This is a genomic window from Thiorhodovibrio litoralis (assembly GCF_033954455.1).
GTDB classification, from domain to species: domain Bacteria; phylum Pseudomonadota; class Gammaproteobacteria; order Chromatiales; family Chromatiaceae; genus Thiorhodovibrio; species Thiorhodovibrio litoralis.
On sequence record NZ_CP121473.1, the window covers coordinates 179,668 to 193,097 of the forward strand.

The window sequence follows — 13,430 nt, forward strand, 5'->3', positions numbered from 1 at the left end:
AACCCCCTCAAACAACTTGACGCAAGTTGCCCGAGAGGGCTGTCTCCGAATTTCGCCAAAAACCAGGAGACAGTCCCAGTGTGTCACGCCTTTCTTGCCGACACGAACTTTTACCACCTGCTCACCCGGATCGACGAGTCGATTGCCGAGGAAGTCCGCGCGGGCGGCTGTGACTGCGGTGGTGCGTTGCACAGCGCCCGTTATCCGCGTAAGCCCCGAGGTGTTGTGCGTGGCGTCTTGGATGAGAGCTACCAGAGCCGTCTGAGTTTCTGCTGTGCCGCGGACGGGTGCCGGCGGCGCAGCACCCCGCCTTCCGTTCGGTTTCTGGGCCGCAAGGTCTATCTCGGGGTCATCGTCGTGCTGATTTCCGCCCTGCATTGCGGGCTGAGCGCATCGCGTCGCCAGCGCTTGATCAAGACGCTCGGTGTCACCGTCCAAACCCTGCGGCGGTGGCAGCACTGGTGGCGTGAGCAGTTTGTGCAAACCCGCTGCTTTCGATCCTTGGCTGGTCTGTTGATGCCGCCGATCGCCACCGAGCACCTGCCAGGATCCCTGCTGGAAAAATTGAGCGCAAAAGCGTTGTCCGAGCGCGTCGTGCAACTGCTGATATTGATCGCCCCGAGCACGACAGCGACAGGCTCGCTGTAGGGCAACGCCAACCCGCAGAAGACCTCATCGCGCCGCTGGGCGGCGCCTTCTAGACTCCCGGTGATGTGTGAAACAACTGGGAGGTGAAGACGAATGTCCGATGACAACGGCCTCGGTGATCCCGATGGTTGGGCGCGGTTGCGCTTTGCCATTATTGGTCCTTTATTGGCTGATCCTGCGCCGGCGAACGCGCTGGGCGCGCGGCTGAAGGCGCTAGCGGCCAAGTCATGGCGTCATCCGGTGACTGGGCGGGCGGTCAGTTTTAGCTTTGGGACCTTGGAGCGCTGGTATTACCTCGCACGCGATGCCCAAGACCCGGTGACCGCACTGCGCCCGCGCCGGCGCAGCGATGCCGGGGAGCAGCGCGCGCTGAGTCCGCGCCTGATGGATGCGGTGCAAGCCCAGTACCGCGACTACCCCGGTTGGACGGTGCAGCTGCATTACGACAACCTCGCCGCCTTGTGCGCGGGCGATCAGACCCTGGGGCCGCTGCCCTCCTATGCCACCGTGCGCCGCTTCATGAAGCGCGCGGGCTTGCACCGCCGGCGTGTCCCGGCGCGCAAGACGCCGGGCGCTGAACAGGCCGCGCGGCGCCTGGAGGCCTGCGAGGTGCGCAGCTATGAAGCCCAGTATGTCCATGCCTTGTGGCATCTGGACTTTCATCATGGCTCGCGCAAAGTCCTCACCCGGGGTGGCGTCTGGGTCAAGCCCCTGCTGCTGGCGGTCATTGACGATCACTCCCGCCTGATCTGCCATCTGCAGTGGTACCTCGATGAGACCACCGAGACCTTGGTCCATGGCCTGGGGCAGGCGTTGCACAAGCGCGGGCTGCCGCGCGCCTTGATGAGCGATAACGGCGCGGCAATGCAGGCCGAGGAGTTCACCGCCGGATTGCACGCCCTGGGCATCCTCCATGAGCCGACCCTGCCGTACAGCCCGTATCAGAACGCCAAGCAGGAGCGCTTCTGGGCCACGCTGGAAGGCCGCCTGATGGCGATGCTCAAGGACATCGCGGAGCTGAGTCTGCCTCAGCTCAACACCCTCACTCAGGCGTGGGTGGAGCAGGAGTACCACCGCAAGGTCCACAGCGAGACTGCCGCCACGCCGCTTGCGCGTCTTCTCGATGCGCCCAACGTGGGGCGCCCCTGTCCGGACAGCGAGCAGGTCCGCGGCGCTTTTCGTTGTCGCGTCCAACGCCGTCAGCGCCGCAGCGATGGGACGCTCAGCCTGGCGGGCAAGCGCTTCGAGGTGCCGGCGCGCTTGCGTCACCTTGAGCAACTGCATATCGCTTATGCCCGCTGGGATCTGAGTGCTGTGGACGTGGTTGATCCCCACTCGGGCGCCATCCTCTGCCGCCTCTATCCCCTCGATAAAGCCGCCAATGCCTCCGGGCAGCGTCGGCGCCTTGAGCCCGCCGGCGCACCGCCACCGCCATCACAACGCGCCACGACGCTGCCACCGTTGCTGCGCGACTTGCTCGCCGAGTATGCCGCCACCGGTCTGCCGCCGGCCTATCTGCCAAAACACGATGACCTGGAATCCAGTCGATGAACAAGACCCTGCTGGCCCTCTATGGACTGAAGTTCAATCCGTTCTCCCCGGAGCTGCCGACGGCGGCACTGCATCGCAGCGCGCCGGTGGAGCAGTTTTGCTGGCGCATCGAGCAGAGCCTGATCCGCGAAGGCGGTTTTGCGCTCATTCAAGGTGATCCGGGTACCGGCAAGAGTGCGGTACTGCGCCTGCTCGATGAGCGTCTGCGCCAGCTGCCCGATATCAGCGTTGGGGCGCTCACGCATCCCAGCTCGAAGGTGGCGGACTTCTACCGCGAGATGGGCGATCTGTTCGCCGTTGACCTCAAGCCCCATAACCGCTGGGGTGGCTTCAAGATCCTGCGCGAGCGCTGGCTGGCGCATCTGGAGACGACGCTGTTGCGCCCGGTGTTGCTCATCGACGAGGCGCAGGAGATGCATCCGACGGTGCTCAATGAGCTGCGTCTGCTGACCTCCATGCAGTTCGATTCGCGCACGTTGTTGAGCGTGATCCTGGCCGGCGATGGCCGCCTGGCGACCAAGCTGCGCCGTGAGGAGTTGCTGCCGCTGGGCAGTCGTATCCGTACGCGCCTGAGTATGGAGTATGCCAGTCGCGAGGCGCTGGTCGCCTGCCTGGAGCATTTACAACACAGTGCCGGCAATGCGAGTCTGATGAGCGCAGGGCTGATGAAGACGCTCGCTGAGCATGCGTTGGGCAATTATCGCGTGCTCACGACCATGGCGGCAGAATTGCTGGCGCAGGCTGCTCGGCTCGAACGCGCGCAGCTCGATGAACAACTCTACCTTGAGGTGTTTGGTTCAGCGGCGGGCAACGCCCGCCAACGCCCGAGTGCCAGGGCGGGCGCCTGATGAGCCGCTTGAGCGCTGAGCGCCCGCACCAGGCCATGACAGCGGCAAGACACACCGCCGTGATGCTTGAGGCATGGCACGACGCTGGCATCGTGCGTGCCGATTTGGCGGTGCGCACCGCCAAGGCGACGATGCTGTGGTTCCATGATCGCTCTTTGGATCAGCTTCCGTTGGGGCTGGCCAGAGCGCGCAATGTCCAACAGGCCGATATTTATATCCGTCCAGCCCGCGGCTATCCCTGGCCAATGGTGTTTCTCGATGATGTCGCACGGCCGATGGCGCAGCGCATCGCTCGGCACTATGCGGCCCTGGTGGTGCAGACTTCGACGCTCGGGGGCTGCCACCTGTGGCTACGGCTGACCCGCGCGCTCGATGAGGCGCAGCGCTGTGATGTGCAGCGTTGGCTGATCCCGCGCGTTGGCGCCGATCCGGGCTCGGTCTCCGGTGAGCACCTCGGTCGGCTCGCCGGGATGAAGAATGCCAAGCGTGGCGGGGAGTGGGTCAATGTCCTTCGGCGACCAAGCCCGCAGGAGCGCGTCTGGGATCCAACTCCGGCCTTGCCAACGATGGCTCCGGCTCCGCCGCCGGTCGTCAACTGCGCTCCACGGGCGCGCTTATCCACCGGTGATCCGTCCGAATCTGCCCGCGAATGGGGCTGGGTCTGCGGCGCTCTTGAGGCCGGCCTTGCACCGACCACGGTCTACCAACGCTTGCTCGAGCGCGCGTCCCCGCGTCGCGGAGCCGATGCCGAGCGCTATGCCCGCTACACCCTCGCTCGCGCCATTCGCCAGAGCGCTAGAGGCAACTGAACCCGCTGCGTCTCTCCCCCCTCAGGGGGGGAGCGTGGTTCACGATTCCGGCTTCCCGCTGTCGGCCAGTAACGGCCCCCGTGATCCCACACGCATTCCATGTCCTTCAAATGGCTTGGAAATGGGTCCCGCAATTATCGTGATTACGCTCACAAGACTCTGTTCACGCTCCTCGCCGTCACTGGACTGCGGCCGGCAGAAGCCTACGCATTGTGCCGTGATGACATCACCCACGACGGATTAACCATCCGTAAGACCAAGTTCGGAAAATCCCGCTTGGTCCCGATCCACGAATCCACCCGTTGCGCCTTGGCGCACTATCTGGAGCAGCGCGCACGGGTCGGCTGGAATGACGCGCATGTGTTCGTGTCTTTAGCCGGACGCCCTCTCTCTGCGTGCCTCGTCTCGCGCCTCTTCAGGCAACTCCTGCAGACAGCTGGACTGCCGGAGCGCCCCGGACGACCGCGCGTTCACGATCTTCGTCATCGGTTTGCCACCCGTGCGCTGGAGGCCTGTTCCGGATCCCGCGAGCATATTGGTGCTCATATGCTCGCGCTGACAACTTACCTTGGGCATGCCCATGTCGGAAGTACCTACTGGTATCTCGAAAGTACCCCGCAATTGATGACCGACATCGCCGCTCGCTGCGAGGACTTTGTCTGGGGAGAACCATCATGACGGCGATTGCTCCGCACATCACGGCGTTCTTGCGCGAGCGCCTTCCCCAGCAGCGCGGCGCCAGTGAGCACACCTGTCAGAGTTACGCATACGCCTTCCAACTCCTGTTCCTCTACGCGAGCGAACGCTTCCACGTGAAGCCCTCCGCGCTGACGCTCGAGCAGCTCGACGCTCCGCTCATCATGGATTTCCTCGAACAGCTCGAGACGAAGCGAGGCAACACGGCCAGCACCCGAAACGCGCGATTGGCTGCCATCAAATCCTTTATGCGATTCTGTGAGTATCGCGAGCCCGCCGTCCTTGAGCAGAGCCGCTGCATTCTCGCCGTTCCGTTCAAACGCACCGACGTTACGCTGATCGACCACCTGAACATCGCCGAGATGGAGGCGGTCCTCAACGCCCCGGACCTGAAGGTGCGCGACGGCCTACGCGACCGGGCCATGTTGCACCTGTGCTTCTCGGCAGGATTGCGGGTGTCAGAGTTGGTGAGCTTGCCCTTAGCCGCGCTGGACCTGCAGTCATCACCCAGTATCCGTGTCCAAGGCAAAGGGCGGCGCGAGCGCTGCCTGCCTCTGTGGAAACACGCCGCCACCGATCTTCGGGCCTGGTTGGCGGTCCGCGGCGAGGCGTTCGCACCGGAGCTGTTCCTCAACGCGCGCAGCCAACCGATGACCCGTTCCGGGTTCGAGTACATTCTGCGCAAGCATGTGCGCACCGCCTGCGAGCATTGTCCATCGTTGAAGGGCAAGCGGGTCTCTCCACACGTCCTGAGGCATACCTGCGCAATGATGATCCTGCAGGCCACCGGAGACCTGCGGAAAGTCTCATTGTGGTTGGGTCACGCGGACATGCAAACGACGGAGGTGTATGTGCGTGCCGATCCGACCGATAAACTTGAAGCGATCACAGCCATCACACCGCCAGATCTAAAAAGAGGGCGATTCCGAATGCCCGACAAACTAATTGCATCTCTGCAGCGGAGCTGATTATGCGGAGTCATCGGAGCCAGCTCTGGCTTCCGGGGCCGGCTCCGAACTCTGCGACTGCGCATAACCATCTACTCTGCATAAAGCCCTTGGGCAAGACATGCTGTAGGATCAGGGCAAGAAACTGCGCCCCCGGGAGGGTTCGGTATTCAAAGCGCTGGCGTTTGGCGTGGCGGTAGCGAAAAGTCACCTGGCCGTTCTCGCAGGCGATGATGTCTTGCTCGCGAATCACCCCGCGATAGAGATAGCGCCCCAGATAGACCAACGCCTTCTCCCCGCGGCCGACACGCTTGCAATCGACCACCCAGGGGCTTGGCACAGCGCTGGGCAGCGCCAATCCCTCGGCGGCGATGGCTTCCAGTAGCTTGGCGCGAAATACCGTTGCCAGCGCCTTGTGACTGAACAAATACCCGCGCTTGCCGGATTTGGTCCGCCACCGCTTCTTGGCCACATCGATCGCCGCCGCCGGCATCACCAGATGCACATGGGGATGAAAATCCAGCCGGCGTGAATGGGTATGGAGCACCGCAATCGCCCCGGCATCGCCCTGCAATTGCTTGTCATTGCGTGCGAATGTCTGCACCGTCTCCCAACTGGCGCGGATGAGGTGATCGTAGAGAACACGCTGGTTGGCCCACACCAGAGAACGCAGTTGCTCAGGCACCGTAAAGGTCAGCAAAAAGTAGGTCGCCGGTACCTGCTTGGCCAGTTGGCGCTCCAGCCACTGCTGGCTCTCATGGTGCTGGCAGTGCGGACAAGCGCGATGTCCGCAGGAATGCGGGATGAACTCGGTCTGCCCACAGGCGTTGCACTGGGCCTGCATGCGTGGACTGGCCGAGGTGCGGCAGTTTTTCAGCACATCCAAGGCCAGACGCTGACTGGGCAAGATGCGCTCGGCGTCCTGTTGCAGATACTCCGACTCGAAGGTGCGAATAATCGAGGAGAGCAAGATCATTTCACGCTCCTCCAGTCAATGGAGAAGCCGCCGATCAAGGCATTGATGGCCTGCTCGGCGCGCTCGCTGGTGTGGCGCGTGAGGTGGGTATAACGGGCGGTGGTGAGAATGGAGTGATGGCCGAGGATGCTCTGGACTTCGCGCAGATCGACACCGGCTTCGATTAGATGGGTAGCATAGCTATGGCGAAGGCTATGGGGCGTGATCTTTTTTTAATCCCGCAGGCGCTGACAACTTTACCCAAGGTGACTTGCACGCCACCGCGATCCAGCGGAGTCTTGGCCGAGCCAGCCCCTGTCAGACCGCCCTGGCGGTTGGGAAACAGCAGCGAGGGATGGCGGTGCAGGCTCCAGAATCGGCGCAGCACCTGCAAGGTTGTCTCCGGCAGCGGCACCAGACGATCCTTGCGACCCTTGGCATCGCGGATATGCACCCGCCGGCGAGCGGCATCGATATCAGCCACCGTCAGGCGTAGACCTTCACCGAGACGCAGACCGAGGCTGTAGAGGGTGAAGAAAAACACCCGATAGCTCAGCACCCGGGTTGCCTGCATCACGCGCTGGGCTTCCTCGACGGTGAGAATATCGGGCAGACGCTGACCGCGCGGTGGCTTGATCAGATCGACATGCACCCAGGGCTTGTGCAGCACATGGGTGTAGAAAAACTTCAGACCGTAGAGATCGAGTTTCACCGCGCTCCAGGAGTGCGTGTCGAGCAACGCGGTGAAATAATCGAGCAGCTGCGCCTCGCTGAGATCCTCAAGGCAGCCATCGAAGGCCGCGCCAATACGCCGCACGCCACGCGAATAGGCGTCGATGGTCTTGGGCCGCAGGCCCTTGAGTCGCAAGTGCTTGAGATGCGCCGCGTACTGGCGCGTGAACTGCTCCTGACAGGTTGTTGACATGTGGGTATCACCTCATGGTCGTTGACAGACAACCCCTCCAACGCGAGGGCGTGAGGTGATATTGTAAGCCGGGACTCGCCGCCGGGGTCTCCGCGAAGCGGCTCCGTCCAACAACGAAATCACGATGAAAGCATGCGCTTGGCGTTTGATGCCAGTCACTTGTAATCCCTCTTACGTCGACTCATCAGCTGTCTGAAAAGCACGTCGAATGCCCTGGCGCTCGCTGCGCGCGAGAAGTGGATTGTGGCGTGATGGTATGCCTTGTTGGCCAAACATTTTGCGAGCGAAGGTTCGGTTGTCAGTCGATGTACTGCGGCGGCAATCTGATCTGGTGCGCGCTCGTCGACCAGCAAACCCGTATGCTCGTGTATGACGGCATCGGGGATGCCGCCAAGGCGGCTGGCGATGACGGGGAGACGCGCCATCATGGCCTCAATGAAGGTTAACCCCTGGGCCTCGACCCAGCCGTTGGCGGCAGTGCGCGATGGGCCAACAAAGATGTCAGCGGCATTGAGCCAAACGGGGATCTCGGCTGGGTCGATCCAGCCGGCAAAGTGCACTTGGTCGCGGACAGAGTGTACTGCGGCGAATTGTTCGAGTGCTTGTCGTTCGGGGCCATCGCCAAGGATGAGTGAGCGAATGTTGGGGTAGTCCGCTCGGAGCTGGGCGGTCGCTTGAATCAAATCCGCCGCGCCCTTTTCCTCGATCAACCGACCGACAAAAATCAGCAGCGGCCCTGCCCCACACCGGTAGCGTGCGCGAACTTCCTGACTGCGCTGGCATTGTCCGCTATCAAGTGGCTCGCTAGTCACGCCCATGGGGATGCGCTCAAGGCGAAGCGGTTTGGGGGCCAACGCGCGTACGCCCTGTTCGGTAAAGGCACTGTTGACGGTGACGGCGTCAGCACGGTTTAGGACGAAGCGCTTGAAGCGCTGCATCAGCGGTGAACGCAGGCCGAACAGGTCACCGCCATGAACTGTAACCACATGGGGCAGGTCGCCGATAACGTGGCTCAACTGACCGACAAAGCCTTGGGGCAATATCCAGTGGCTATGTAGGATGTCATAGCGGCGACTCGCAAGCCGGCGCACAACGGCAAGCCCTTCGGCGGCAACCAAAGCGGGCAGCTTGAGTCGGTCAAGCGGGCGGCGGCGTAGATTGACCAGCGCGCCGCCCTGATAACAGACTGTCTGCTGGCTGGCGGGATAGAGATAGCGGAAGCGCTCGACCGGAACGCCATCAAGCCGTTCGGCGGTAGCCGCGCCGAGGGCATGGGGCGCGAGCAGATCGACCTGCCAGCCCAAGGTCTGGAGATCCTGGGCCAGATGCAGTACGAACGCGGTACTGCTGTCGCCGCTCCAGCGCGGGAGGCTGGAGGTGACACAGAGGATGCGGCCCGGTTTCACCCAGAGGTGCTTCTCGGTTGCTGCTCGGACGTCAGCGCCTTGGGAGTGCCTTGACCCATCGCCGGGCCGGTTGCGTTCGGCCGGGCGTCTCGCGCTGGGCTGTCCAGTTCAAGCCGGCGCACCCGCTCTAGCGTCATTTCCAGTAACTGGCGGTTGAATGAGATCAGATCGGCGACTAGCCCGATCAACCAGGCAAAGACGCCAATAAGCAGGAGCACACCGCCGAGTTGCAGCGACTGAATATGCCCTGCACCGCCACCCTGGATGTAGAAATACAAAAACCTCAAAACCGGCAGCAGACCCAAGCCAATCAGCGCCGCGCCGAGATAGAAAAACACCCGCAACGGCTTGTACATGGCGTACATGCGGATCATGGTGATCAGCGATTGACCGATAAACTGCGGAATGCTGCGGAACAGGCGTGAGGGACGCGCCGTGGCATTCGTGCGAATGGGAACCGAGACCACCGTCAGATCCCGTTTACCGGCCTGAATGACGGTTTCGATGGTGTAGCTGAAATTGGAAACAATGTTGAGCCGAAGGGCCGCTTCGCGGGAGAATGCGCGGAAACCGCTGACCGTGTCGGGGACATCAATCCCAGCAAGCCGGCGCACCGCCATGCTGCCGAGTCGCTGAAGCCGCTTTTTGAGGGGGGAAAAATGCGCGATCCCATCGGTCTGACGGTCGCCGATAACCATGTCGGCTTCCCCGGCGAGGATGGGCGCAACCAGCTTAGCGATGTCAGCACCGACATACTGATTGTCGGCATCGGTATTGACGATAATGTCAGCGCACTGTTGCAGACTGGCATCCAGGCCATTACGAAAGGCTCGCGCCAGCCCTAGGTTGTGCTTGTGGCGGATCAGATGATGGACTCCGTATTCCAGCGCCACAGCGGCGGTGCGATCCCTGCTGCCGTCGTCGATTACCAGAAGCTCAATGCAGTCGATCCCAGGTATAGCGCGCGGGATATCAGCCAAGGTGGCCGCAAGCGTTTGCTCCTCGTTATAACAGGGAAGCTGGACGATGAGTTTCACGAGTCGTCCGGCAGCGCCGAGACCGGCGCTTGTACCTGGGCCGCTTCCTCGCGCACGGCGGCAGCCATTTCATCCAGGAGCGCATCGGACATCGAGTCATCGCGCCATGGTACCAGCCGGCGACGTTCAATGAGCACCAAGGCGTCCTCATAGCGCTTTTCGTCAAGTAAGACATTAACCTGCAACTGCAGGATAGGCATTGTGCTAGGAGTCAATGCCTCAGCTTTTTGCAGATGTTCATGTGCCGCAGCAAAATCGCCCGCTTCCTTCGCAAAAAAGGCCGACTGAAAAAGAATCTTTGCCTTGCAAGGCAGTGTGCGGCAGTTTGGGTTTTTGGAAAATATCAACGGCAGTTGATAAGCATCTGCGGCTGTCAGGGGGCGGCAACGATTGTCGGCGATTACGATCTGAAAAGCGTACAGGCTATCCATAAAAGCATGTGAGTAACGACCGTCCTTTGCCGTCTCCAGAATTTTTTGATAGCGGCGACGGATGTCTGGCTCATCAGTTTCCCCGCACGCATAGAGCAACGCCTGCATCTGTACATCAAGACAGCCCGGACAACCATCCATTAATCGATCGAGTGAATAAAGCGAGTAACTAGTGGTTCCAAGCGCTTCGTAATACGCCGTGCTCAAATGAAGAATGGCACGCGCTGATGAAGGATGGCGCTTCGTCCAATTTTCAACCGCCTCTAGCGTATTGCCCCAAAGCGATGTCGTTGCGTAAAGGATGCCATACAACATCAGAGCATAAATGCTAAGCAGCACCTGCCCTAAACGGACATAGCGTTTTGGAAGCTGCCAAACGAGTGCTGCCAATGCTAAACAGCAGCCATAGATGGCCAGGTAATTGCGGTGATCGAAGACCAGTTCCAACTGAACGACGGTCGATTCGATTAGATGACCGGTAAAAAACCACAGCAGCGCGAACAGTGGCCAGGGGGTGCGCTTGCGAATGGCATAGGCTAGCGCAGTAAGAACAACAAACCCGGCCAATGCCAGACTCGGGAGTAGCCAGCCTTGCACCAGTTCCACGTCGTCATGGAAGGGGCTGAATGCGGTCGGTTGGGGAAATATCGCCCGATACAGGTAATCCCAAAGGATAACGACTTCGGTTTGTACCCGATCCCAACTCGACCAGCCGCGATAGTCGCTGTAGGCAAACCAGTCAAGATGTAAAGGCGAGAGATACCACAGTAACGCGAGCAATCCTACCCCAAGTGCTCCGCGTCGCAACCAGATGGCCGGCTTTGGAGCTGGGAGCGTCTTGAGCAAGACGGCATCAATTACCAGGGCATAGACAGGGATGAGCGCCCCGCTTTCTTTGGTGAAAAGTGCGAGCAGGGTTCCTATACCAAGTGCGGAGGCCTGGATGGTCAGAGCGCGCTTTGGGTGGCACTGTTGCAGGAAATAACCGTAGACGAAGACGGCCAATCCAGAAAGACCAAAAAGCATCGCCAAACTGGTCCAGCGTTGCACAGTGGTGAGCGTGGTCGAGACTAACAGCGGCATGGACAGCCACAGCAGCGCTGCCATTAGTGCTGTCCAGTAAGCCGTGCGGTCCGTGCCTTGGCCGCGCAGCTTCAGGATCATGTAGCCAATTACAAATAGCAATAGGCCATTGGTGAGATGAATGAGAACATTGACCCGGCGCGCATCAATGCTGCTATCGGACCAATCGCTGGCATGAGGCAGAAAACTGAGCAGCGCTAGCGGCCGGCCGAGTGGCCCGCCGTCACCTGTGGTGACAAAAGTCCATGCCTGGTCGAACGTTTCGATTTCCGCTAATGGACCGAGGAATCCCCGGTCGTCATAAAAAAGGTCACCTGTGACGCCTTGCTCATACGCAAAGCCAACCGCCATCAAAACCATCAAGAGTGGTAGCGAGACCAGAACAGCCCGTCTTAATCTTATCGGTGCCAAGGCAAGGTCGGATAATTGCATTGTCGGTCTTCTGAAAACGGTAATCAGCCATAAACAACAAAGCCCTGGAAACCAGGGCTTTATCAGGGTCTAACGAACTAGGCTAGTTAACGGCAAGAGCCAGGCATAAGCTTGGTCGGCGAACCGGAACACGTCCATTTGCCGACGGTTGCACCCATTACAGATCCAGTTAAGGTAATGGTTACTGAGTCGGGCACGGATCCCGTTACGGTAATCGTTGGGGCTGCTGTTGTACCAGCAATGGTCATACTTTTTGCATACTGCGTAGCTTGAAAGCCGTCATCACAGCCAGCAATGGCGGCTGTTGTGATCGGGGTCTGGCTAGCGACAACCTCCGTAACACAGGTACGCGCAGCGCTCGCGGCGAGAACGATTTCAGAAACCTTTGCCTTTTTCGTGTAATCCTGGTAGGCCGGCAATGCAATGGCTGCCAAAATACCAATGATCGCCACCACGATCATGAGTTCGATCAAGGTAAAGCCTTGTTGATGCTTACGCATGAGTAAAGTCCTCTTTATTCAACATTAAAAATGAAACCCGAATTCGCTGATGACTGACCGAGCCTAAGTCCAGGATCGGGCTTCGTACGGGCTCGTGGGAGCTGAAGCAGCCGCCATGCCAAGTGACCTCACGACGCAAGCTTGCGCAGAACATCTCATTACGCAACAATCGGTTACCAGCTCCTTCCCGCCGCCAACTGGCAACAACTGTCCCGACCACAGCAGCCTAAGGAAAACCATAACTTTATATCGGGATTGCCGATGCAATCTCTACCGTTTTTATCGGGATGGCCATGGCCGTCCCACAAATACTTGACATACCCTTCCTCAAAACAGGGGCTTTTTAACGATGCAAACCATCCATTTCAACACTGCCATGGCTATTACTGGCCTCAGCCGTAGCAGCCTGTGGCGACGCATCAGCACGAATCAGGGATCTAGCGAGACTGTCGGTGAGGTACGCGGCCACACTCGGGTCCGCATTAACCTCGATAGCGCGCTGGCATGGGCCAAGCTGAGCTTGCAGGACGATGATCGCGAACTGATCCTCTCCGCCGATGCCGAGCACGCCGATGCCCAGTGTGATCTCGGCTTGCTGCTGCTTGAAGTCGGGCACCCAAAGCGTGCAATCTACTGGTTGGAAAAGGCCGCCGCGCAGGGGTTCGCGGATGCCATGCAGTGGCTCAGTCAGTGCTATGCGCGTGGGGATGGTGTGGAGCCAGACGAAGCGCAAGCGGCCGTCTGGCTAAAAAAGGCAGCACAGCATGGCAGCGTGATCGCGCAGCGCCAGGTGGAAGCGCTGGGGCTTTAACCGGGCCGCGCGAGTGGTCGCGTCCGAATCTCGGTCAAGTGCCATGACTTTCTGAGGAGTTTTGAGATGAGTATCACTTATGAGCAGGTGCTGGAGTTGTTCCGGGAGACCGACCGAAAGTGGCAGGAGACTGACCTGAGGTTTCAAGAGACGGACAGGAAGTGGAAGGAGACTGACAAGAGGTTTCAGGAGACCGAGCAACGGATGAAGGAGCTGCAGAACTTGTTTGAGAGCCAGTGGGGCAAGCTGATGGAATCCCTGGTGGAGGGGATTTGGTGAATCTGCTGCGCGCACGGGGCATTGCCATCACCGACACCAGCACCCGCATGAAGGGAAAATTGCCCGATGGTG

At 60.2% G+C, this 13,430-nt stretch carries 12 protein-coding genes and 2 pseudogenes; 8 read left to right on the top strand and 6 right to left on the bottom strand.

What is annotated here, in order from left to right:
• Window positions 1–78 precede the first annotated feature (78 nt).
• The 6 genes from Thiosp_RS00865 (at window position 79) to Thiosp_RS00890 (ending at window position 5,520) form a co-directional block, all read left to right on the top strand.
• On the top strand, window positions 79–648 hold the full coding sequence (locus tag Thiosp_RS00865) for a hypothetical protein (protein ID WP_323696484.1): 570 nt from the start codon (window positions 79–81) through the stop codon (window positions 646–648).
• Between the two features lie 93 nt (window positions 649–741).
• A complete protein-coding gene (locus Thiosp_RS00870; RefSeq protein WP_323696576.1) occupies window positions 742–2,199 on the top strand; it encodes a DDE-type integrase/transposase/recombinase in 1,458 nt (485 codons plus the stop codon).
• A complete protein-coding gene (locus Thiosp_RS00875) occupies window positions 2,196–3,047 on the top strand; it encodes an ExeA family protein (RefSeq protein WP_323696456.1) in 852 nt (283 codons plus the stop codon). The genes Thiosp_RS00870 and Thiosp_RS00875 overlap by 4 nt, the downstream gene beginning before the upstream one ends.
• Window positions 3,047–3,856, top strand: coding sequence for a DNA-primase RepB domain-containing protein (locus Thiosp_RS00880; RefSeq protein ID WP_323696455.1), 810 nt, complete (start codon window positions 3,047–3,049; stop codon window positions 3,854–3,856). Before Thiosp_RS00875 ends, Thiosp_RS00880 begins: the two co-directional genes overlap by 1 nt.
• Before the next feature lie 99 nt (window positions 3,857–3,955).
• Window positions 3,956–4,534 carry a tyrosine-type recombinase/integrase gene (locus tag Thiosp_RS00885; protein WP_201069229.1) on the top strand — a complete coding sequence of 193 codons (579 nt, stop codon included), beginning with the start codon at window positions 3,956–3,958 and terminating at the stop codon, window positions 4,532–4,534.
• Window positions 4,531–5,520 (top strand): tyrosine-type recombinase/integrase, encoded by a 990-nt coding sequence (locus Thiosp_RS00890; RefSeq protein ID WP_201069228.1) that lies wholly within the window; start codon window positions 4,531–4,533, stop codon window positions 5,518–5,520. The genes Thiosp_RS00885 and Thiosp_RS00890 overlap by 4 nt, the downstream gene beginning before the upstream one ends.
• A 70-nt stretch (window positions 5,521–5,590) precedes the next feature.
• On the opposite strand, the pseudogene Thiosp_RS00895 reads toward Thiosp_RS00890, so the two are convergent.
• The 6 genes and pseudogenes from Thiosp_RS00895 to Thiosp_RS00925 all read right to left on the bottom strand — a co-directional run.
• Window positions 5,591–6,475: pseudogene (locus Thiosp_RS00895) on the bottom strand (IS91 family transposase); the annotation flags it as partial.
• Window positions 6,472–7,379, bottom strand: a pseudogene (locus Thiosp_RS00905) (tyrosine-type recombinase/integrase). The pseudogenes Thiosp_RS00905 and Thiosp_RS00895, both read right to left, overlap by 4 nt.
• A gap of 155 nt (window positions 7,380–7,534) precedes the next feature.
• On the bottom strand, window positions 7,535–8,785 hold the full coding sequence (locus Thiosp_RS00910) for a glycosyltransferase (protein WP_201069226.1): 1,251 nt from the start codon (window positions 8,783–8,785) through the stop codon (window positions 7,535–7,537).
• Complete coding sequence (locus Thiosp_RS00915) at window positions 8,782–9,822, bottom strand: glycosyltransferase family 2 protein (protein ID WP_201069225.1); 1,041 nt, start codon at window positions 9,820–9,822, stop codon at window positions 8,782–8,784. Before Thiosp_RS00915 ends, Thiosp_RS00910 begins: the two co-directional genes overlap by 4 nt.
• Window positions 9,819–11,768 (bottom strand): hypothetical protein, encoded by a 1,950-nt coding sequence (locus Thiosp_RS00920; protein ID WP_201069224.1) that lies wholly within the window; start codon window positions 11,766–11,768, stop codon window positions 9,819–9,821. Before Thiosp_RS00920 ends, Thiosp_RS00915 begins: the two co-directional genes overlap by 4 nt.
• Before the next feature lie 86 nt (window positions 11,769–11,854).
• Window positions 11,855–12,268: a pilin gene (locus Thiosp_RS00925; protein WP_201069223.1), complete on the bottom strand. Its 414-nt coding sequence runs from the start codon at window positions 12,266–12,268 to the stop codon at window positions 11,855–11,857.
• Between the two features lie 349 nt (window positions 12,269–12,617).
• Here Thiosp_RS00925 and Thiosp_RS00930 point away from each other — a divergent pair, with 349 nt between their 5' ends.
• On the top strand, window positions 12,618–13,079 hold the full coding sequence (locus tag Thiosp_RS00930; RefSeq protein WP_201069222.1) for a tetratricopeptide repeat protein: 462 nt from the start codon (window positions 12,618–12,620) through the stop codon (window positions 13,077–13,079).
• A gap of 66 nt (window positions 13,080–13,145) precedes the next feature.
• Window positions 13,146–13,358, top strand: coding sequence for a hypothetical protein (locus Thiosp_RS00935; RefSeq protein WP_201069221.1), 213 nt, complete (start codon window positions 13,146–13,148; stop codon window positions 13,356–13,358).
• Window positions 13,359–13,430 lie beyond the last annotated feature (72 nt).

Excerpts from the sequence above, each read along its gene's own strand:
- Thiosp_RS00935 (WP_201069221.1), top strand. The coding sequence starts at position 13,146 with ATGAGTATCACTTATGAGCAGGTGCTGGAGTTGTTCCGGGAGACCGAC.
- Thiosp_RS00920 (WP_201069224.1), bottom strand. The coding sequence starts at position 11,768 with ATGCAATTATCCGACCTTGCCTTGGCACCGATAAGATTAAGACGGGCT.
- Thiosp_RS00880 (WP_323696455.1), top strand. The coding sequence starts at position 3,047 with ATGAGCCGCTTGAGCGCTGAGCGCCCGCACCAGGCCATGACAGCGGCA.
- Thiosp_RS00930 (WP_201069222.1), top strand. The coding sequence starts at position 12,618 with ATGCAAACCATCCATTTCAACACTGCCATGGCTATTACTGGCCTCAGC.
- Thiosp_RS00890 (WP_201069228.1), top strand. The coding sequence starts at position 4,531 with ATGACGGCGATTGCTCCGCACATCACGGCGTTCTTGCGCGAGCGCCTT.
- Thiosp_RS00875 (WP_323696456.1), top strand. The coding sequence starts at position 2,196 with ATGAACAAGACCCTGCTGGCCCTCTATGGACTGAAGTTCAATCCGTTC.
- Thiosp_RS00870 (WP_323696576.1), top strand. The coding sequence starts at position 742 with ATGTCCGATGACAACGGCCTCGGTGATCCCGATGGTTGGGCGCGGTTG.
- Thiosp_RS00885 (WP_201069229.1), top strand. The coding sequence starts at position 3,956 with ATGTCCTTCAAATGGCTTGGAAATGGGTCCCGCAATTATCGTGATTAC.
- Thiosp_RS00925 (WP_201069223.1), bottom strand. The coding sequence starts at position 12,268 with ATGCGTAAGCATCAACAAGGCTTTACCTTGATCGAACTCATGATCGTG.